18 protein-coding genes and 1 pseudogene are annotated in these 17,914 nt (G+C 73.2%); 9 read left to right on the top strand and 10 right to left on the bottom strand.

The genetic code is table 11. The annotated features are described in order from the left end of the window. Positions 1 to 130: 130 nt before the first annotated feature. A pseudogene (locus tag AOK11_RS40880) lies at positions 131 to 454 on the top strand (response regulator); the annotation flags it as partial. 107 nt (positions 455 to 561) lie between these two features. After that, a complete protein-coding gene (locus AOK11_RS30895; protein WP_055596995.1) occupies positions 562 to 1,563 on the top strand; it encodes an NAD-dependent epimerase/dehydratase family protein in 1,002 nt (333 codons plus the stop codon). A 109-nt stretch (positions 1,564 to 1,672) separates the two neighbouring features. Here AOK11_RS30895 and AOK11_RS30890 read toward each other — a convergent pair whose 3' ends face one another. Further along, positions 1,673 to 2,785 carry a sensor histidine kinase gene (locus tag AOK11_RS30890; protein ID WP_055596994.1) on the bottom strand — a complete coding sequence of 371 codons (1,113 nt, stop codon included), beginning with the start codon at positions 2,783 to 2,785 and terminating at the stop codon, positions 1,673 to 1,675. Positions 2,786 to 2,787: 2 nt separating this feature from the next. Beyond that, the gene (locus AOK11_RS30885) at positions 2,788 to 3,510 is read right to left on the bottom strand and encodes a response regulator transcription factor (RefSeq protein ID WP_055596993.1); all 723 of its coding nucleotides are present in this window, start codon (positions 3,508 to 3,510) and stop codon (positions 2,788 to 2,790) included. A 104-nt stretch (positions 3,511 to 3,614) separates the two neighbouring features. Between AOK11_RS30885 and AOK11_RS30880 the strand changes: the two genes are divergently transcribed. The 3 genes from AOK11_RS30880 to AOK11_RS30870 all read left to right on the top strand — a co-directional run bounded on the left by AOK11_RS30880 (position 3,615) and on the right by AOK11_RS30870 (position 5,820). Further along, a complete protein-coding gene (locus AOK11_RS30880) occupies positions 3,615 to 4,364 on the top strand; it encodes a glycosyltransferase family 2 protein (protein WP_420903030.1) in 750 nt (249 codons plus the stop codon). Between the two features lie 104 nt (positions 4,365 to 4,468). Then, positions 4,469 to 5,074 carry a TIGR04282 family arsenosugar biosynthesis glycosyltransferase gene (locus tag AOK11_RS45585; RefSeq protein WP_055596998.1) on the top strand — a complete coding sequence of 202 codons (606 nt, stop codon included), beginning with the start codon at positions 4,469 to 4,471 and terminating at the stop codon, positions 5,072 to 5,074. A gap of 11 nt (positions 5,075 to 5,085) precedes the next feature. After that, on the top strand, positions 5,086 to 5,820 hold the full coding sequence (locus AOK11_RS30870; RefSeq protein ID WP_055596991.1) for a class I SAM-dependent methyltransferase: 735 nt from the start codon (positions 5,086 to 5,088) through the stop codon (positions 5,818 to 5,820). A 75-nt stretch (positions 5,821 to 5,895) separates the two neighbouring features. Here AOK11_RS30870 and AOK11_RS30865 read toward each other — a convergent pair whose 3' ends face one another. Together AOK11_RS30865 and AOK11_RS30860 are read right to left on the bottom strand one after the other, a co-directional pair. Next, positions 5,896 to 6,354, bottom strand: coding sequence for a hypothetical protein (locus AOK11_RS30865; RefSeq protein WP_055596990.1), 459 nt, complete (start codon positions 6,352 to 6,354; stop codon positions 5,896 to 5,898). A gap of 78 nt (positions 6,355 to 6,432) precedes the next feature. Continuing rightward, positions 6,433 to 7,797 carry a molybdopterin-dependent oxidoreductase gene (locus AOK11_RS30860; RefSeq protein ID WP_079035193.1) on the bottom strand — a complete coding sequence of 455 codons (1,365 nt, stop codon included), beginning with the start codon at positions 7,795 to 7,797 and terminating at the stop codon, positions 6,433 to 6,435. Between the two features lie 112 nt (positions 7,798 to 7,909). Between AOK11_RS30860 and AOK11_RS30855 the strand changes: the two genes are divergently transcribed. Next, the gene (locus tag AOK11_RS30855) at positions 7,910 to 9,310 is read left to right on the top strand and encodes a hypothetical protein (RefSeq protein WP_055596989.1); all 1,401 of its coding nucleotides are present in this window, start codon (positions 7,910 to 7,912) and stop codon (positions 9,308 to 9,310) included. Between the two features lie 74 nt (positions 9,311 to 9,384). Here AOK11_RS30855 and msrB read toward each other — a convergent pair whose 3' ends face one another. The 4 genes from msrB to AOK11_RS30835 all read right to left on the bottom strand — a co-directional run bounded on the left by msrB (position 9,385) and on the right by AOK11_RS30835 (position 12,951). Then, a complete protein-coding gene (msrB, locus tag AOK11_RS30850) occupies positions 9,385 to 9,792 on the bottom strand; it encodes a peptide-methionine (R)-S-oxide reductase MsrB (protein WP_055596988.1) in 408 nt (135 codons plus the stop codon). Positions 9,793 to 9,841: 49 nt separating this feature from the next. Then, on the bottom strand, positions 9,842 to 11,257 hold the full coding sequence (gene murC / locus AOK11_RS30845; RefSeq protein ID WP_055596987.1) for a UDP-N-acetylmuramate--L-alanine ligase: 1,416 nt from the start codon (positions 11,255 to 11,257) through the stop codon (positions 9,842 to 9,844). A gap of 101 nt (positions 11,258 to 11,358) precedes the next feature. Next, positions 11,359 to 11,832 carry an indole-3-glycerol phosphate synthase gene (locus AOK11_RS30840; RefSeq protein WP_206188963.1) on the bottom strand — a complete coding sequence of 158 codons (474 nt, stop codon included), beginning with the start codon at positions 11,830 to 11,832 and terminating at the stop codon, positions 11,359 to 11,361. 261 nt (positions 11,833 to 12,093) lie between these two features. Continuing rightward, the gene (locus AOK11_RS30835; RefSeq protein ID WP_055596986.1) at positions 12,094 to 12,951 is read right to left on the bottom strand and encodes a pyrimidine reductase family protein; all 858 of its coding nucleotides are present in this window, start codon (positions 12,949 to 12,951) and stop codon (positions 12,094 to 12,096) included. A 37-nt stretch (positions 12,952 to 12,988) separates the two neighbouring features. Here AOK11_RS30835 and zapE point away from each other — a divergent pair, with 37 nt between their 5' ends. The 3 genes from zapE (at position 12,989) to AOK11_RS30820 (ending at position 16,726) form a co-directional block, all read left to right on the top strand. Next, the gene (zapE, locus tag AOK11_RS30830; protein ID WP_055596985.1) at positions 12,989 to 14,092 is read left to right on the top strand and encodes a cell division protein ZapE; all 1,104 of its coding nucleotides are present in this window, start codon (positions 12,989 to 12,991) and stop codon (positions 14,090 to 14,092) included. 116 nt (positions 14,093 to 14,208) lie between these two features. Continuing rightward, entirely contained in the window at positions 14,209 to 15,198 is a 990-nt protein-coding gene (locus tag AOK11_RS30825; protein WP_063793549.1) for a slipin family protein, read from the top strand. 127 nt (positions 15,199 to 15,325) lie between these two features. Continuing rightward, positions 15,326 to 16,726, top strand: coding sequence for a PhoX family protein (locus AOK11_RS30820; protein WP_055596984.1), 1,401 nt, complete (start codon positions 15,326 to 15,328; stop codon positions 16,724 to 16,726). A gap of 58 nt (positions 16,727 to 16,784) precedes the next feature. On the opposite strand, the gene AOK11_RS30815 is transcribed toward AOK11_RS30820, so the two are convergent. Both AOK11_RS30815 and AOK11_RS30810 read right to left on the bottom strand, forming a co-directional pair. Beyond that, entirely contained in the window at positions 16,785 to 17,273 is a 489-nt protein-coding gene (locus tag AOK11_RS30815; RefSeq protein ID WP_055596983.1) for an SRPBCC family protein, read from the bottom strand. Further along, entirely contained in the window at positions 17,270 to 17,683 is a 414-nt protein-coding gene (locus AOK11_RS30810) for an ArsR/SmtB family transcription factor (protein WP_055596982.1), read from the bottom strand. Before AOK11_RS30810 ends, AOK11_RS30815 begins: the two co-directional genes overlap by 4 nt. Positions 17,684 to 17,914: the final 231 nt, after the last annotated feature.

Here is a 17,914-nt window from a genome sequence, read left to right as displayed (position 1 = left end):
CGGTCGGGACGTCCCGACCGCCGGGCGGGCCGCCCCACGCCGCCGCCTGCCCAGCGCCCACCACGGGAAACTCTCCGCGAACCCGCTCTTCGAACCCCCTCCGGGGCCGGGTACCCCAGTATGGGCGCGGGTGGAGAAAGTACGACTGCTCGCCGTGGACGACGATCCGCCGACAGCCGACCTGATGGCGACCGTTGCCCGGTACGAGGGCGGGGAGGCCGTCACCGACCCCTCCGGTGAGGAGGCGCTGCGTCGGGCCGCCGCGTTCCGGCCGGACATCGTGGTGCTCGACGTGATGCTGCCCGACGTCGACGGCTTCGGCGTACTGGACCGGCGCGGTTCCCGGGCGATGCTGCCGGTGGTGTTCCTCACCGCCCGCCAGGGCGCACGGCGGCGACATCGAGCTGAGCACCGGCGGACCGGGGCCGACGGTCTTCACCGTACGGCTGCCGTTCGACGGTCCCGGTCCCACGGGCCGCTGATGCCGGACGGGTCTTACGGACCGGTGACATGCGGGCCCCGGAGCTGCTCCGGGGTGGGGGCGCGGCCTAGCGTGGGCGTATGCGTGTCATGGTCACCGGCGGTGCCGGGTTCATCGGGTCCCACGTCGTGGAGGCGCTGCGGGCGCGCGGGCACGAGCCCGTGGTGTACGACGTCCGCACCGATCCGGCGGCGGACGTCCGCGTCGCCGGTGCCGTGCGCGACGCCCTGTCCGGTGTCGACGCCGTCTGCCATCAGGCGGCGATGGTCGGCCTCGGGACCGGTTTCGCCGACGCCCCCGACTACGTCTCCCACAACGATCTGGGCACCGCGGTGCTGCTGGCCGCCATGGAGGAGACCGGCGTGGGCCGCCTCGTCCTGGCGGGGTCGATGGTGGTGTACGGCGAGGGCCGCTACTCCTGTGCCCGGCACGGGGCGGTGCGTCCGGGCCCGCGCGCGGTCGCCGACCTCGCGGCCGGACGGTTCGAACCCCTCTGCCCCGTCTGCGGGGCGGCCCTCTCCCCCGGCCTGGTCGGCGAGGACGCTCCCGTCGACCCGCGCAACGTGTACGCCACGACCAAACTGACGCAGGAACACCTGGCCGCCGCGTGGGCCCGCTCGACGGGCGGGACCGCGGTGTCCCTGCGATACCACAACGTCTACGGTCCCCGGATGCCCCGCGACACCCCCTACGCGGGTGTGGCCTCCTTCTTCCGCTCGGCGCTGGCCCGCGGTGAGACGCCCCGCGTCTTCGAGGACGGCCGTCAGCGCCGGGACTTCGTCCACGTACGGGACGTGGCGTCGGCCAATGTCGCGGCGCTGGAGGCCGATACGGCGCGGGGCGCGCTCACCGCGTACAACACGGGCAGCGGCACGCCCCACACGGTCGGCGCGATGGCCCGCGCCCTGGCCTCGGCGTACGGCGGACCGGAACCGGTCGTCACGGGCGAATACCGCCTGGGCGACGTCCGCCACATCACAGCCGACTCCTCCCGCCTGCGCACCGACCTGTCCTGGAAGCCGGAGGTCACCTTCGAGGACGGGATGCGCGAGTTCGCGGCGGCGGGGTTGAGGGGGGACTGAAGCCCTGGCAACGACGGCAGCCGGCGGCAGTCGCAGTAGACGGCCTGCGCGCGTCAGGCGCATCGCGCGACCGCGCGCGGCGGGCGGACGGCGAGTCGCTGCGGCCGGGTCAGGCCTCCGCGGTCGGAAGGGTCACCTCGAAGCGGCAGCCGCCGGTGACGTTGCGGACGGTGGCAGTGCCCCGGTGGGCCTCCACGAGGCCGCGGACGATGGCGAGGCCGAGGCCCGCGCCGGCGGGTGGGGTACGGGCGTGGGTGCCGCGCCAGCCGGTGTCGAAGACACGGGGCAGGTCCTCCTCGGGGATACCGCCGCAGCCGTCCGTCACGGACAGGACCACGCCCTCGGCCGAGCGTTCGGCCGCGACGGCGACGGTGCCGTCGGCCGGTGTCCGGCGGATCGCGTTGACCAGCAGGTTGCCCAGGACCCTGCTCATCTCCCGGCCGTCCACCTCCACCGGTACCGACTCGACGCGGTCGTCGACGAGCCGTACACCGTGTTCGCGGGCGAGCGGGTCCGCGCCGGCGAGGGCGTCGCCGACCAGGTCGTACAGGGACATCCGGGAGAGGGACAGGGTGAGGGCGCCCGCGTGGATGCGGGAGAGTTCGAAGAGGTCGCCGACCATGTCGTTGAGCCGTTCTACCTCGGTGCGGATCTGGCCGAGGTAACGCTCGGGATCGGCGGCGACGCCGTCCTCCAGCGCCTCGGCCATCGCGCGGAGTCCGGCGAGCGGGGTGCGCAGATCGTGGGAGATCCAGGCGACGAGTTCACGCCGGGAGGACTCCAGGGCACGCTCACGGTCCCGGGACTCGGCGAGCTTGCGGCTGGTGGCCTGCAACTCCCTGCTGACCGCGACGAGTTCGGCGGTGGCCGGGCCGGCGGGGGCGGCGAATTCCCCGCCCTCGCCGAAGGAACGGGCGGCGAGCGCCAGGTCCCGGCTGCGGGCGACGACCCAGCGGCCCAGGAGCAGCGCGGTCGCCATGGAGACCACGGCGGCCATCGCGACGACGGTCGTCACCACGGTCAGGTCGTGCGCCGAGAGGAACATCGCCCGGGCGACGGCCAGCGTGCCCGCGAGCATCGCCGTGACCGCGACGGCCGCGACCACCGCGAGATGCGCGGTCAGCGTCCACCGCCGGATCAGCAGCAGGACGCACGCGCCGAGCACCCCGGCCGCGGCGGCGCCGAGGAAGGCGAACAGGGCGATGAGCAGCGTGTCGCGCACGGTCACTCTCCCCCGGCCGCCGGGTCGAAGCGGTAGCCGACGCCCCACACCGTCTGGATGAGACGGGGCCGCGCCGGATCGTCCTCGACCTTGCCGCGCAGCCGCCGCACATGGACGGTGACGGTGGACAGGTCGCCGAAGTCCCAGCCCCATACCTCCCGCATCAGCTCCTCCCGGGTGCAGGCCCGCCCGGGGTTGCGCAGCAGGAACGCGAGGAGGTCGAACTCGCGTACGGTCAGTGCCAGTTCGGTGCCGTGCTTGGTGGCGCGGCGGGCGGCGGGGGCGACCTGGAGCCCGGCGGCGCGCAGAACACCGGACACGGGAGAGGCCGCCGGGCGGGCGCGGCGCAGTACGGACTCGACGCGCAGCACCAGTTCGCGCGGGCTGAAGGGCTTGGTCACGTAGTCGTCGGCGCCCACCTCCAGGCCGAGGATGCGGTCGTCCTCGTCGCCGCGCGCGGTGAGCATGATGACCGGCACGGGCCCCCGGCCGCGCATCCGGCGGCACACCTCCAGGCCGTCCATGCCGGGCAGCATCAGGTCGAGCACGACGAGGTCCGGCCAGTGGCCCGCCGCCCTGGTGAGCGCGTCGGGACCGTCGCCGGCCCGGTCGACGACGTATCCGGCGCGGTCGAGGTAGCCCGAGACGACCTCGGCGACGGTGGGGTCGTCGTCGACGACGAGGACCCGGGCGCCGGGCTTCGCGGGTGACTGCTGCTGCTCCATGCGGCCAGCCTCGCACCACGCGCGTGCGGACGTCGGCCGCCGGCCGCCGACGTCCGCGTTTCGTAAGAAGGCGATGTCCGGTATGCCTGGTTCGCGTTCGTAGGGTGAAGCCCGTGACCACCTCCCCTTTCTCCTCCTCCGCCTCACCCTCATCCGGATCGCCGCAGGAGCCGTCGGCGGGCGTGGACCTCGTCCTGCCCTGTCTCGACGAGGCCGAGGCCCTGCCGTGGGTGCTGGAACGCGTCCCGCCCGGCTGGCGCGCGCTCGTCGTGGACAACGGTTCGACGGACGGCTCGGACCGGATCGCCCGCGAGTTCGGCGCGACCGTCGTCCGCGAGAAGCGGCGGGGCTTCGGAGCTGCCTGCCACGCGGGGCTGACCGCGGCCACCGCCGACATCGTGTGCTTCTGCGACTGCGACGCCTCTCTGCACCCGGCCGACCTGGTGCCGTTCGTCCGGGAGATCCGGGCCGGCGAGGCCGACCTGGTGCTCGGCAGGCGCCGGACGAAGGCGCGGGGCGCCTGGCCGGCCCATGCCCGCGCGGGCAATCTCGCGCTCGCCCGGTTACTGCGCCGCCGCACCGGGCTGCGGCTGCACGACCTCGGTCCGCTGCGTGCGGCCCGGCGCACGGACCTGCTCGCCCTCGGTCTGACGGACCGGCGCAGCGGCTATCCGCTCCAGATGGTGGTGCGGGCCGCCGACGCGGGCTGGAGGGTCACCGAGCACGATGTCCCATACCTGCCCCGTTCCGGCGCCTCGAAGGTGACGGGCACCTGGCGCGGTACGTTCCAGGCCGTACGGGACATGAGCCGGGTGCTGCAGGAGGCGCCGGAGCGTACGGGGGTGGCCTCGTGACCGAGCCGATCGGTCCGATCAGGCCGACCGAGCCGACCGATTCGTCCGAGCCGTGCGAGTCCTCCGAGCGCTCCTCCGTGACGCCCGGCGCCTCCTTCGGCTCCATGACCCTGCTCGTCATCGCGAAGGAACCCCGTCCGGGCCGGGTCAAGACCCGGCTGACGCCGCCGTTCACGCCCGAGGAGGCGGCGTGGCTCGCCGAGGCCGCGCTGGCGGACACCCTGGACGTCGTGGTGCGCACGCCCGCGCGGCGGCGGGTGCTGGTGCTGGACGGCGCCCCGGGGCCCTGGCTGCCGACCGGCATCGAGGTCGTACCGCAGTGCGCGGGCGGCCTCGACGAACGGCTTGCCGCGGCCTTCGCACGGTGTGACGGACCCGCCCTCCTCATCGGGATGGACACGCCCCAGGTGACTCCGGAGCTGCTCACCGTGGATTTCGCGGACTGCGACGCGTACTTCGGTCCCGCCGAGGACGGCGGCTTCTGGGCGCTCGGCCTGGCCGCGCCCGACCCCGGCCTGCTGCGCGGGGTCCCCATGTCGGCGCCGGACACGGGCGCCGTGCAGCGGCGGCGGCTCGCGCACCTGAGGGTGCGGGAACTGCCGCGGCTGCGGGACGTGGACACGGCGTACGACGCCGAGGCGGTCGCCGGCGCGGCACCGGGCGGACGGTTCGCCGCCCGGCTGGCACGGCTGACGGCGACGCACCGGTGAGCGCGGTACCGGTGCGTTCCGTACCGGCGACGGCCGTATCCGTCGGCCGTCAGCGGACGCCCGGTCCGCCGGAGGCCTCTCCCGAGCGCTCCTGGTCCGCCGACCCCTACTCCGACGCCCTGCGCACCGGCCGGGGACCGCTGTTCCTGCGCCGTACGGACGGGTGGCTGCTGCCCCTGGACGTCGAGCGGTGGTGCGCGCCGGCCGACGCCGCCGACCTGGAGGTGCTCGAGCGCTGCGAGGGCACGGTGCTGGACGTGGGCTGCGGGCCCGGCCGTCTGGTCGCGGCGCTGGCCGCCCAGGGCAGGCGGGGACTGGGCATCGACGTCAGCGAGGCCGCGGTCGCACGGACCGTCCGCTGCGGCGGGCAGGCGCTGCGCCGTTCCGTCTTCGACCCGTTGCCCGGCACCGGCCGCTGGGGAACCGTCCTGCTCATGGACGGCAACATCGGCATCGGCGGCGATCCACCCGCCCTGCTCGACCGGCTGGCCCGCCTGCTCGCACCGGGCGGTCTGCTGATCGCCGAGACGGCACCGCAGCCGGACGTCGACGAGCACGTCCTGGTCCAGGTCACCGACGCCCGGGGCACCCCCGGCCCGCCCTTCCGCTGGGCCCGCCTCGGCACCCCGGCCCTGCTGCGGCACGCGGACCGCGCGGGCTGGCACACCGACGCCCGGTGGTCGACGGGCGACCGCTGTTTCGTGGCGCTGCGCACCGGCCGGCCGCCAGCCCGGCCTGCGCACTGATCCTCGTACGGAGAAGGGCGGGCGGCCGAGGCTCCACACCTCGGCCACCCGCCCCTTGTCCCCTCCGGCGCACTGTCAGTCGTCGACCGGCGGGCGCCCGTCCCCCACGCGTTCACGCCGCCGGCGCCGTCCCCGGGACCGCACCGCGAACAGGACCGCCGAGCCTGCGAACAGGACGGCCGTGAGGATCAGCCAGCGGGTCGCGTAGCTGCCGGCGGACAGCCCCGTGGCGCCGGGGTAACGTTCCGACACCCTGCCCGTGATCAGCGGGAACCACACGAGCAGAAGGAGTCCGGACAGGGCGGCCGGAACCCGTACGTGGTTGATCCGCCCCCGGCGCCGGCCGGCGCCCTTCACCAGCGCGCGGTCGGCCGCCGCGTGCAGGGGCAGCAGGACCAGGTCATGGAGCACGGCCGCGCCCACGAACCACAGGGCGATCAGGAGCCGGTCGCCGTCGAGCAGCCGCACCCCCGCATACCCGCACAGGGCGAACGAGCAGAGCAGCAGGAGGATTCGGGGAGGACTGCCGAGCACTGCCGCACACCGCGGCCCGGGCCGCGAGTACCGCGTGAACCGCGTGGACCGAACGAACCGTGTCATCGGGCAGGTTCCTCACAGGTCGCCGAAGGTCAGCCGGGCGACCCATTTGGTGTTGAGCACGCCGGGCGCGCCGGGGACGATGATCCGCGCCGGGTGGCCGTGGTCGGGGGACAGCTCCTCGCCGTTGACGGACAGGGCCAGCAGGGAACGCGGGTCGCCGACCTGGTTGGCGCGCAGCGCTGCGCGCCGGAAGGCGCCACGGCGCTGCAACGACTCCACGAAGACGTCGACCGGGTCGTCGTGGCCGACGAGCGCGGCGAGGTCCCGCAGCCGTACGCCCCGCCACCACTGGTCGGAGGTGGACCAGCCCTCCACGCAGGCGATGGGCAGTGCCGCACTGTGCTGCGGCAGGGCGAGCAGGCCGGCGCGGTCCAGCCGGACGGTGCCCGTCCGCCCGGCGACCACCAGCCGCCACGCGTCCTCGCTCGTCTCGGCCGGGTGGATACCTGCGTACGCGGCCGTCTTGTTGATCTGGAAGGCGTTGGGTCCGGTGCCGGGCTCGGGGCCGCCGTGCGGGGTGAGAACGGCGGTCTCGCGCAGCGGCCCGTCGAAGCTGCGTCCGGCGGAGGTCGCGAACAGCAGCAGCGAACCGCCGCCGACCAGCCCCAGCGCCCCGCGCCGCGAAACCGTCGGCGGATCCGGCTCGGGGGCCGCCAGGTCGTCCCTGCCGTCGCCCTCGCCCTCGCCCCCGCCCACGTCGCGCTCTTCCTCGCCGCTCTCCCCCGCGCCTTTCCGCTCCTCCCGCAGCCGCCGCAGATTCCGCAGCGCCACCGGCGTCTTCAGCACCGCGTGGACGACGAACGCGCCGAAGAACACCCAGGCGCCGTAGAAGTGCAGCGCGTAGAAGGAGCCGGGGAAGAGGTAGTCGAGCTGAACGTTAAGGATGCCCGTGACGAACTCGAACAGCGCCCCGCCGACGAGGAGGAGCAGCGAGATCCGCTCCAGGGCGTGGGCGACCGAGCGGACCGGCGGGAGGGTGAACAGCCTGGGCGCCACCGACCACAGCTTGACCAGCAGCACCGGGACGAGGGTGAGCCCGAGCGTGACGTGGACGCCCTGGGTGAGCCGGTAGAGCCAGGGCGGGTCGGTCGGCCAGGAGAAGAGGTAGAAGCCGAGGATCCCCTTGTCGGGGGTCTTGTCGTTCACCGGCGACAGGCCCGGGTTGTACGCGGCGTACGACAGGAGTCCCGTCAGGAACAGGACCGTGAGGCCCACGAGGAGCACCAGTCCGAGCACCGAGGTGAACGGGGTGCCGCGCACCGGGCTGCGCCAGAAGCCCGGCGAGAACGGGCCACGCGGGGCGCCGCCGCGCCGCAGAGCGGCGGAAGGACCGGCGGGGAGGTCTTCGGGCAGGGAGGGCCGTGACGAACGTGCCATGCCCCGACCGTAGGACCGGAGCACCCCGGAAAGGGCCGGCGAACGATGACGAAACTCTGACGTCCCCCCTCGTCAGCCGCCCGGCGGAGGACGTCCGGCCTAGCGTGACGGCGTGACCCGTGATCATCCCCCGGCCGTCCGGCCCTTCGCTCCTCCCCCCGACCGGCGTGGCCTCGTCCGGGATCTCGCCGTGGTCGTGGCGGCCGCGCTGCTCGTCCTGGCCGCCGTGCTGATCGGCGGCGCCGTCCAGCGCCGCGACGGCACGCTGCAGGTCCCTTGGCCGCCACTGCTGGCCCACTGGTCGCCGCACGTCGGGCCGGGCACGCCGGCGGCGCTGGTCGTGGCGGCCGCCGCGGTGGTGTACGGCCCGTCCCTGGCGGCCCGTCTGTCCTGGCGACCACTGCTCCTCACCGTGTGGGGGATGTCGCTGGCCTGGACGTGGTCGCTCGCCCTCGTCGACGGCTGGTTCCGCGGCGTCGCCGAGCAGCTGACGACACAGCATGAGTATCTGCGGGCCGTCGACCGCTTCCAGGACATCCCCGGCACCCTGCGCGGCTTCAGCGGGCACATCCTGCTCGACGCCCCGGACAACTGGCCCGCCCATGTGGCCGGGCATCCTCCGGGCGCGACCCTCACCTTCGTCCTGCTCGACCGGGCCGGTCTGGGCGGCGGAGGCTGGGCCGGCGCGTTCTGCATCACCGTCGGCACCACGGCGGCGGTGGCGGTCCTGGTCGCCGTACGTGCGCTCACCGAGGAGTCCCTGGCCCGCCGTGCCGCGCCGTTCCTGGTGCTCGCCCCGGCCGCGGTGTGGGTGGGCACGTCCGCCGACGGCTACTTCACGGCGGTCGCCGCCTGGGCGGTCGCCCTGCTCGCCCTCGCCGTGACCGGGCACCGGCCGGCCTGGAGCGGCCTGGGTTCGGGACTGCTGTTCGGACTGACCGTGTACCTGTCCTACGGGCTGACGCTGTTCGCGGTGATCGGCGCGGCGGTCCTGCTGCTGGGCGAGTGGCGCCGGCGACCCCGGTTCCTGCCCCGGCCGCTGCCTCCGCTGGTCGCCGGGTTCCTGGTGGTACCGGTGGCGTTCGCCGTCCTGGGCTTCGACTGGTGGGAGGCGTACCGGCTGCTGGTGACCCGCTACCACCAGGGAGCGGGCGGGGTCCGGCCCTACGGGTACTGGATCTGGGCGAACCTCGCCTGCACGGTGCTGATCGCCGGCCCGGCGACGGTGGCGGGACTGCGCCGGTGCGTGGGCGGCCTGCCGGCCCGGCGGTGGCCCGCCCTGCTCACCGGCGGCCCGGTCCCCCGCCTCGCCCTGCTGGTGCTGTCGGCGCTGCTCGCGCTGCTGATCGCCGATCTGTCCGGGATGAGCAAGGCCGAGACGGAACGCATCTGGCTGCCGTTCGTGTTCTGGCTGCTCCCCACCGGTGCCCTGCTGCCCGCCCCGCGCACCTGGCTCGCCGGGCAGGCGGTCCTCGCCCTGCTCCTCAACCATCTGCTGCGCACCGGCTGGTAGGGCGGGGCTTTCGCCGACCGCCGAAGGGCCGCCGGGAATCCCGGCGGCCCTTCGGTATCAGTGCGGTGTGCGGATCAGCCCTCGGTGGGCTCCAGCTTCAGCGAGATGCTGTTGATGCAGTACCGCTGGTCCGTGGGCGTCGCGTACCCCTCGCCCTCGAAGACGTGCCCGAGGTGCGAGCCGCAGCGGGAGCAGCGCACCTCGGTGCGCACCATGCCGTGCGACCGGTCCTCGATCAGTTCGACCGCTTCGGAGTCCCGCGGGTCGTAGAACGAGGGCCAGCCGCAGTGCGACTCGAACTTGGTCTTCGAGGTGAACAGTTCGGCGCCGCAGGCGCGGCACGCGTACACGCCCTCGGTCTTGGTGTCGGTGTACTCACCGGTGAAGGCCGGCTCCGTGGCCGCCTGGCGCAGCACGGTGTACTCGGACGGCGACAGTTCCGCGCGCCACTGCTCGTCCGGCTTCTCCACGTCGTACGACATGAGCCTCCAGCCCTTCTCCTCTTACGCCGGCATTCCTGCTTCGACGCGCTTACTTCGACAGACGGTCCAGGATCAGCGGGCCGAGGTCGGTGACGTCGCCCGCTCCCATGGTGAGAACCAGATCACCGGGCTTCGCCATTCCCGCGACGGCCTCCGGGATCTCCGTCCTGTCGTGCACCGGCGTCACGTCCGCGCCGGCCGCCCGCGCCGCGTCGATGATCAGCTCGCTGGTGACGCCGGGGATCGGGTCCTCGCGGGCCGGGTAGATGTCGAGGACGACCGAGGAGTCGGCCAGGGCCAGGGCCTGGCCCATCTCCTTGCCCAGTTCCCGGGTGCGGGAGAAGAGGTGCGGCTGGAAGACGACCAGGATGCGGGCGTCGCCCGCGGCGGCGCGCATCGCCTCCAGGTCGGCCGTCATCTCGGTCGGGTGGTGCGCGTAGGAGTCGATGACCTGGACGCCCGCCGCCTCGCCCTTGAGCTGGAGGCGCCGGTTCACGCCGGTGTACGCGGCCAGCGCCGGGGCCAGTTCCGCGGCCGGGATGCCGAGCGCGGCGCCCGCGGCGAGCGCGGCCACGGCGTTGTGCGCGTAGTGGCGGCCCGGGACGGACACCGTGAAGGTGAGCGGGGTGCCCTCGAACTCGACGGTCACCTCGCTCTTCAGCCCCTGCGGGACGACCGACGTCACCCGCACGTCGGCGTCCGGCGACTCCCCGTACGTCACCGTCCGCACGGAACCGGCGGCCTCGGCGGAGCCCGCCGCGTCACGCAGGCGCCGGGTCAGTTCCCGCGCGCCCTCGTGGTCCGACGAGATCACCAGTGTGCCGCCGGGCACGATCCGGGCGACGAAGGTCTCGAAGGACTCGTGGATCTCCTCCATGGACGCGTAGTTGGCATGGTGGTCCAGCTCCACGTTGAGGATGATCGCGACCTCGGGCGCGTACTTGTGGAAGCTGCGGTCGGACTCGTCCGCCTCGGCGACGAAGATCTCGCCGTCGCCGTGCAGCGCGTTGGAACCGGGTACGTCCAGGTCGCCGCCGATGGCGTACGACGGCCGGCGGCCCAGCTCGGTCAGGGAGACGGCCAGCATGGAGGTGGTCGTGGTCTTGCCGTGGGTGCCGGCCACCGCGATCGGGCGCAGGCCCTCCATGAGGGCGGCCAGCGCGTCGGAGCGGTGGACCACGGGCACGCCCAGTTCGGCCGCGCGGACCAGCTCCGGGTTGTCCTCGCGGATCGCCGACGACACGACCACGCAGCTCGCGTCGTCGGCCAGGTGTCCGGCGGCGTGCCCGATGTGCACGGTGGCACCCAGCGCGCGCAGCGCCTCGGCGGTGGCGGACTCCTTGGCGTCGCTGCCCGCCACCTCGGCGCCGCGCTGGGCGAGGATCTTCGCGATGCCCGACATCCCGGCTCCGCCGATGCCGATGAAGTGCGGTCGGTCCATGGCGGTAGGAAGGCCGGGTGCCATGCGTGTTTCTCCCCAGTGGTGACGAGTGGTACGGGTCGTACGAGTGGTGCGACGAGCGGGACGAGGGTCCGGGCGCCCTCGTGCGAAGGCGCCGCCCCAGCCTATGCCTTGCTGTGCGAGAACAGTTTCAGCACCGGCACCCCCACCTTGTGCCGGGCCCGGGAGGCCCAGTCGCGGTGGAAGAACTCCTCCACGTAGTGCGGATCGGTGAGCACGATCACCTCGTCGGCCCCGGCCTCCTGGACCATCGCTCTCAGGGCGTCCAGTGGGTGGTTCTCGATCAGCCGGCCCTCGGCCACGTGGCCGGCGGCGCGCAGCGCCTGCAGGGACACCTCCAGGGCCCGCTCCCCCATGGTCTTGGCCTCCTCGCCCTCGGGGGTCTCCCCCTCGCGGACGGCGTCGTCGAGCTCGCCGAGGGCCACGTCGTCGATGGCCCGCAGCAGCCGGTCCGCCTGCTCCCCGCGCGGCTGGAGCAGCACCTGGAAGGTGACCCCCTCGTCGCCGTGCAAGGTGGTGACGAAGTCCACGTCGGCGGACGTCAGGGCCTTCTCGATCATCAGTACGCTTGTGAACACCAGGCGCCCCTTCTCCTCGGAGGGCTGCGGGCCCTCTTTCTCGTGGGCCGAGCCAGGCCCTGCGGAAACCATCCTGCCCCGTGTTCGCACGGGCACTGCCGGATTCAGTCTGCCCGTCGCGACATCAAGCGGAACGAAACATTCCGCCGATTACCGGACCAGCGGTAACCATCGAACCCGTTTCCGCACATTTCCGGCCGCGGAACCCTGCGGCTTCCGGCCACACCCGGCCGCGTCCGGACCCCTCCGGCCACACCGGGATCAGGGCCGTGCGTACCGCGTGAACAGGAAGCCGTCCTCCTCCAGCATCGACTTCAGCGTGAAACGCCGCGGAAGTGTCACAGCGGGCCCCCCGGCGATGCGCTGGGCATCACCCGCGGTGAGCATCGGGGCGACGGTCAGACAGAGTTCGTCCAGCACCCCGGCCGCCACCAGCTGCCCCAGCAGTCGCGGGCCGCCCTCGGTCAGCAGCCGGGTGTACCCCCGCTCCGCGAGGGCCCGGACCGCACGCCCCGGGTCCACGCCGGCCCCCTCTCCCGCGGTCACGACCCGGACCCCGGCCGCCTCGGCGGCCGCGACCCGGTCCGGGGGCGCGGCGGAGCCGGTCAGGATCAGGGTGGGCACCAGCGGGGAGGCAAACAGCGGCAGGGAGAAGTCCAGGTCCAGGCTCGCGGACACGACCGCGACCGCCGCCGCCGGCCCCTGCCCGGCCGCCTCCCGCGCCGCCGCGAACTCGGCACGCGCGCGTGCCGGACGGTAGCCCTCCTGCCGAACCGTTTCCGCACCCACGAGCACGACGTCCGCCAGCGCCCGCAGCGTGCCGAAGATCCGCATGTCGGCGGGGCAGGAGATGGGCTGCGAGCGGCCTTCGTGCTGGGCCGCACCGTCGAGCGTGGACACCATGTTGGCCCGCAGCCACGGCTCCCGGCCCCCGCCGGGCCCCGAGCCCGCCCCCGCCTCCGGGTAGGCGTACGCGGCCGCCAGTTCGGCCAGGCTCCACTCCCGGCCGGCTCCGTCCTCGCCTCCACCGCCTCCGGGGCCGCCACGGCCGCCTCCGGACGTACCGGACCTCCCGCCGGGAGCTGCTGTTTCGTCGGTCACAGGGAACAGGCGTCGCATGACGTGCAGTGTTCCACGCCCCGTAGTATGAGGAAGCGTGTCGTCCTCCTCCCCCGCATCCCGGCCCGGTGCCACGGCCGAAGCGGTCCCGCTGTCCCTGTGCGCCCGTGAGCCGCACGTCCCCGCGGACCGGCTCGTCGCCGAGATGGTGCCGCCGCCGCGGTTCGACGCGGTCCGCTTCGGCACGTACATACCGGACCCGAACCAGCCCAGCCAGACCGAGGCCGTGCGCGTCCTCGAAGGCTTCGCGGCGGGTCTCGGCGGACCCGGAGCCGGCGGCTCCGGCAAGCGCAGGCTGTTCGGCTTCGGCAAGGCGGCGAAGCCCGCCCCGGCCGGCCCTCGCGGCGTCTACCTCGACGGCGGGTACGGCGTCGGCAAGACCCATCTGCTGGCCTCCCTCTGGCACGCCACCCCGGCCGAGCCCGCACTCAAGGCGTTCGGCACCTTCGTGGAGCTGACCAACCTGGTCGGCGCCCTCGGCTTCCAGCAGACGGTGCGGACCCTCTCGGGCCACCGGCTCCTGTGCATCGACGAGTTCGAGCTGGACGACCCCGGCGACACCGTGCTCGTCTCCACCCTGCTCGGCAAGCTGGTCGAGGCGGGCGTCGCGCTCGCCGCCACCTCCAACACACTGCCGGGCAAGCTCGGCGAGGGCCGGTTCGCCTCGGCCGACTTCCTGCGCGAGATCCAGGGCCTGTCGGCCCACTTCCGCGCCCTGCGCATCGACGGCGAGGACTACCGTCACCGCGGCCTGCCGAAGGCGCCGCCGCCGTACACCGACGAACTGGTGTCCAAGACGGCGTACGCCACCGAGGGCGCCTCCCTGGACGGCTTCGCGGACCTGCTGGACCACCTCGCGAAGGTGCACCCCAGCCGGTACGGCGCCCTGACCGACGGACTCGCCGCCGTGTGCCTCACCGGTGTCCGGCCGGTACCGGACCAGTCGACGGCACTGCGTCTCGTCGTCCTCGCCGACCGGCTCTACGACCGCGAGGTGCCCGTGCTCGCCTCGGGGCTGCCGTTCGACCAGCTGTTCAGCGAGGAAATGCTGAAGGGCGGCTACCGGAAGAAGTACTTCCGGGCCATCTCCCGCCTCACCGCCCTGGCCCGGGACGCGGGCCGGCTCACGGGAACCCCGTAGCCGCTTCCTCGCCCGTCGACTGCGTGGCCTCACCCGTGGCCCCGGCCGGGGCCACGGGCATATCGTGGCAGGAGTGAGCGCAAGCGTGTGAAGCAGGCCTCTGACGGGAGGTCGTCATGGTCGAAGAGCTGCTCGCCGCGGTCGCCGTAACCGGTGCCGCGGGCCTCACCTATCTCGCCGCGGCGGCGCGGGTCGTCAAGCAGTACGAGCGCGGGGTGGTCTTCCGCCTCGGCCGGCTGCAGGGCAAGTCACGTCCGCCCGGGTTCACGGTGATCGTTCCCTTCGTGGACCGGCTGCACAAGGTGAATCTGCAGATCGTCACGATGCCGGTGCCCGCGCAGGAGGGCATCACCCGGGACAACGTGACGGTGCGGGTGGACGCGGTGGTGTACTTCAAGGTCGTGGACGCGTCCGCGGCGCTGGTCAACGTGGAGGACTACCGGTTCGCGGTCTCTCAGATGGCGCAGACCTCGCTGCGTTCGATCATCGGCAAGAGCGATCTCGACGACCTGCTGTCCAACCGGGAGATGCTGAACCAGGGCCTGGAGCTGATGATCGACAGCCCGGCGGTCGGCTGGGGCGTGCAGATCGACCGCGTCGAGATCAAGGACGTCTCGCTGCCCGACACCATGAAGCGGTCCATGGCCCGCCAGGCGGAGGCCGACCGCGAGCGCCGCGCCCGGGTCATCAACGCCGACGCCGAACTCCAGGCGTCGAAGAAACTGGCCGAGGCGGCGCAGCAGATGGCGGACACGCCCTCGGCGCTGCAACTGCGGCTGCTGCAGACCATCGTGGCGGTCGCGGCCGAGAAGAACTCCACGCTGGTGCTGCCCTTCCCCGTCGAACTGCTGCGCTTCCTGGAACGGGCCGCCCAGCCGGCGGCGCAACAGGAACACGCCCTCGAGGAACCCGGACCGCCGGCCGGCCGGGACGGGGACCTCGCCGAAACCGCGGACGGGGACAAGGGCGGGAACCGGCCCCCGGACACCGATCGCCCGGTCCCGGACTTCGGGCGCCTGGCCACGGACACGGGCCTCGGTACGGGCTCCGGCCCTGTGCCCGCACCCACCCCGGCCTCGCCCCGGCCCCGGACGCGTGACGCGTGACCGCCCACGGACAGACGCGTGACACGTGCTCCGCGCGTGGTTCCCGTGACTCACGGCAGGTGATAGACACGGCGGGACCGTAGTTCCTGTCCGCCAGCAGGAAGGTTCCTCCATGTCAGAAACAGGCATGCCGGAAACAGGGTCCGACACCGGATTCCTGCCCTCGACACGACGTCAGCTGCTCGCCCGTTCCGGCGCCCTGGGCATCGGCATCGCGTTCTCCGGCGCCCTCTCCGAGCTGTTCACCCCCGCTGCCGCCGCCGCGCAGAACCTCGGCCATCACGGCTACGGCCCGCTCGCCCCCGACCCCGACGGACTCCTCGACCTGCCGAAAGGTTTCCGCTACCGGGTGCTCTCCCGCGAGGGCGACCCCCTGCGCTCCGGAGAGGGTCCCGTCCCCTCCAACCACGACGGCATGGCCGCCTTCGCGGGCGGGCAGGGCCGCGTCCATCTGGTCCGCAACCACGAGAACCGCGCCAACGGCAGGACCCCGGTCCCGGTGGTCAAGGGCCTGACCTACGACCCGGAGGGCAAGGGCGGCTGTACGTCGCTGACCCTGGACTCCCGCGGCCAGGTGCGCTCGGAGCGGGTCGCGATCGCCGGTACGGCCGTCAACTGCGCGGGCGGGCCGACTCCTTGGAACACCTGGCTGACCTGCGAGGAGACCGAGGACAAGGCGGGCACCAACGGCTACACCAAGGACCACGGGTTCATCTTCGAGGTCGACGGCGCCGATCCGCGCCGCACGGGCGCCGTGCCGCTGACCGCGATGGGCCGCTTCCAGCACGAGGCGGTCGCGGTCGACCCGAAGCGGGGCGTCGTCTACGAGACGGAGGACGCCTTCGAACGGCCCTTCGGCCTCTTCTACCGGTTCCTGCCCGACAAGCCGCTGGGCGGCACCGGCTCGCTGCGCGCGGGCGGCCGGCTCCAGGCGATGCGGGTGCCCGGGGTGCCGGACCTGTCCTCGGTCCAGGAGACGGGCGCCCGGTTCGACGGCATCGAGTGGGTGGACGTACCGGACCCGCTGGCCGCCGAGACACCCATTCGCTTCCAGGACTTCGGCACCGGCGGCATCACGCACGCGCAGAAGCTGGAGGGCTGCTACTGGGGCGGGCGGTCGGTGTACTTCGTGTCGTCCTTCGCCCGCAGCGCGGAGGGTTCGGCCGGCGACCACTACGGGCAGATCTGGCGCTACGACCCGGACCGGCGCCGGCTGACGCTGGTGATCGTCTTCGGGCCGGACACCGACGTACGGCTCCCCGGCGAGTCACCGGACAACATCTGCCTCGCCCCCAGCGGCGGCCTGATGGTCTGCGAGGACGGCGGCGGCGCGCAGCACGTCTACGGCGTCACCCGGCACGGCGAGGTGTACGCGCTGGCCCGCAATCGGCAGAACGTAGGAACGCCCGAGAAGCCGGAGTGGGGCGAGTTCGCGGGCGTCGCCTTCTCCCCCGACGGCCGGACGATGTACGTCAACTGCTACTCCCCGGGCACGACGTTCGCGGTCACGGGGCCCTGGCGGCGATGACGGCACGGGGCCGGCCGGGACAGGGTGCCCCGGCCGGCCCCGGCGGTCCGTACACGGCTCAGGCGGCCACCAGCAGGTCGTCCATCTGCCCGATCGCCTGCCGCAGCCCCTCGACCATGCCCATCTCGGCCAGCTGCTCCATCTGCTCCCGGGTGTCGAAGACCGAGCGCAGTTCCATCCTGGTCCCGCCCTCGCGCTCGCTGAGGGTCATCCGTACCGAGGTGGTCGGCATCTCGGGGTTCGGTGTGCCGTCCGGGCCGGAGAAGCCGTCGGTGAACTCGAGGGCGGTGGGCGGCGTGACCGTCGCGACCCGCCACCAGCCGCCGAACTTCTCGCCCTCCGGACCGGTCATGAAGTACCTGACCTCTCCGCCCGGGGTGAGGTCGTGCTCCTCCACGGTCGCCGGGTAGGTCGGCGGCCCCCACCAGCGCTCCAGCTGCCGCGGGTCGGCCCACAGCTGCCACACCCTCTCGACCGGTGCGGTGAAGTCCGCGATCACGGTGAGGGTCAGCCGGTCGACATCCTTGTCCACGCTCGTGACGGTCATCGGTCCTGTCCTTCCGTCGGTTCCTTGTCGTCGCCGGACCCTGCCGCGGTTCCGGCATCGCTTCCGGCATCGCTTCCGGCGTCGTCCGCCAGCAGACCGGACATCCGGTCCACGCGCGACCGCCAGGCCGTCTCCAGCTCGTCGAGGGCCTGCCGGGCCCTGTCCACCGCGTCGGGGTCGGTACGCACGAGCTGCTCCCGGCCGCAGCGCTGCTTGGTGACCAGACCGGCCCGCTCCAGCACCGTGACGTGTTTCTGCACCGCGGCGAAGCTCATCGGGTACGCCTCGGCCAGACGTGACACGGACAGCTCACCCCGCACACAACGACGGAGTATGTCGCGGCGCGTCGCGTCGGCCAGGGCGTGGAACAGCCGGTCCACGGTCTCGTCGGTCAATCCATCTACAACCATTTGGTTGTACGTTAGCCCCGCCCGCTCCGCGCCGCAAGCGGAGGGCGGGGAAGCGCCGCACCAGGGCTCAGCCACCCGAGTGACACCACGGAGCGCTCACCACGAACACGGAGAAATGCCATAACACCGCTCATATCTTCATGCAGTGATCACATCGGTACGCCGGGCAGCAGCCGTCTGCGCCCTCATCACCGCGCTCGCCGCCTGCGCCGCCTGCGCGGCCCCCCGCCC

This window comes from Streptomyces hirsutus (assembly GCF_001418415.1).
Taxonomy (GTDB): Bacteria; Actinomycetota; Actinomycetes; order Streptomycetales; family Streptomycetaceae; genus Streptomyces; species Streptomyces hirsutus.
Note: the sequence above shows the minus strand (reverse complement) of the source record. Positions and strands in the feature narration are given on the sequence as shown.

What these genes read in the sequence shown, in the direction of transcription:
- AOK11_RS30895 (WP_055596995.1), top strand. Translation starts at nt 562, where the DNA reads ATGCGTGTCATGGTCACCGGCGGTGCCGGGTTCATCGGGTCCCACGTC.
- AOK11_RS30885 (WP_055596993.1), bottom strand. Translation starts at nt 3,510, where the DNA reads ATGGAGCAGCAGCAGTCACCCGCGAAGCCCGGCGCCCGGGTCCTCGTC.
- AOK11_RS45585 (WP_055596998.1), top strand. Translation starts at nt 4,469, where the DNA reads ATGACCCTGCTCGTCATCGCGAAGGAACCCCGTCCGGGCCGGGTCAAG.
- AOK11_RS30860 (WP_079035193.1), bottom strand. Translation starts at nt 7,797, where the DNA reads ATGGCACGTTCGTCACGGCCCTCCCTGCCCGAAGACCTCCCCGCCGGT.
- msrB (WP_055596988.1), bottom strand. Translation starts at nt 9,792, where the DNA reads ATGTCGTACGACGTGGAGAAGCCGGACGAGCAGTGGCGCGCGGAACTG.
- murC (WP_055596987.1), bottom strand. Translation starts at nt 11,257, where the DNA reads ATGGCACCCGGCCTTCCTACCGCCATGGACCGACCGCACTTCATCGGC.
- AOK11_RS30835 (WP_055596986.1), bottom strand. Translation starts at nt 12,951, where the DNA reads ATGCGACGCCTGTTCCCTGTGACCGACGAAACAGCAGCTCCCGGCGGG.
- AOK11_RS30825 (WP_063793549.1), top strand. Translation starts at nt 14,209, where the DNA reads ATGGTCGAAGAGCTGCTCGCCGCGGTCGCCGTAACCGGTGCCGCGGGC.
- AOK11_RS30820 (WP_055596984.1), top strand. Translation starts at nt 15,326, where the DNA reads ATGCCGGAAACAGGGTCCGACACCGGATTCCTGCCCTCGACACGACGT.
- AOK11_RS30815 (WP_055596983.1), bottom strand. Translation starts at nt 17,273, where the DNA reads ATGACCGTCACGAGCGTGGACAAGGATGTCGACCGGCTGACCCTCACC.
- AOK11_RS30810 (WP_055596982.1), bottom strand. Translation starts at nt 17,683, where the DNA reads ATGGTTGTAGATGGATTGACCGACGAGACCGTGGACCGGCTGTTCCAC.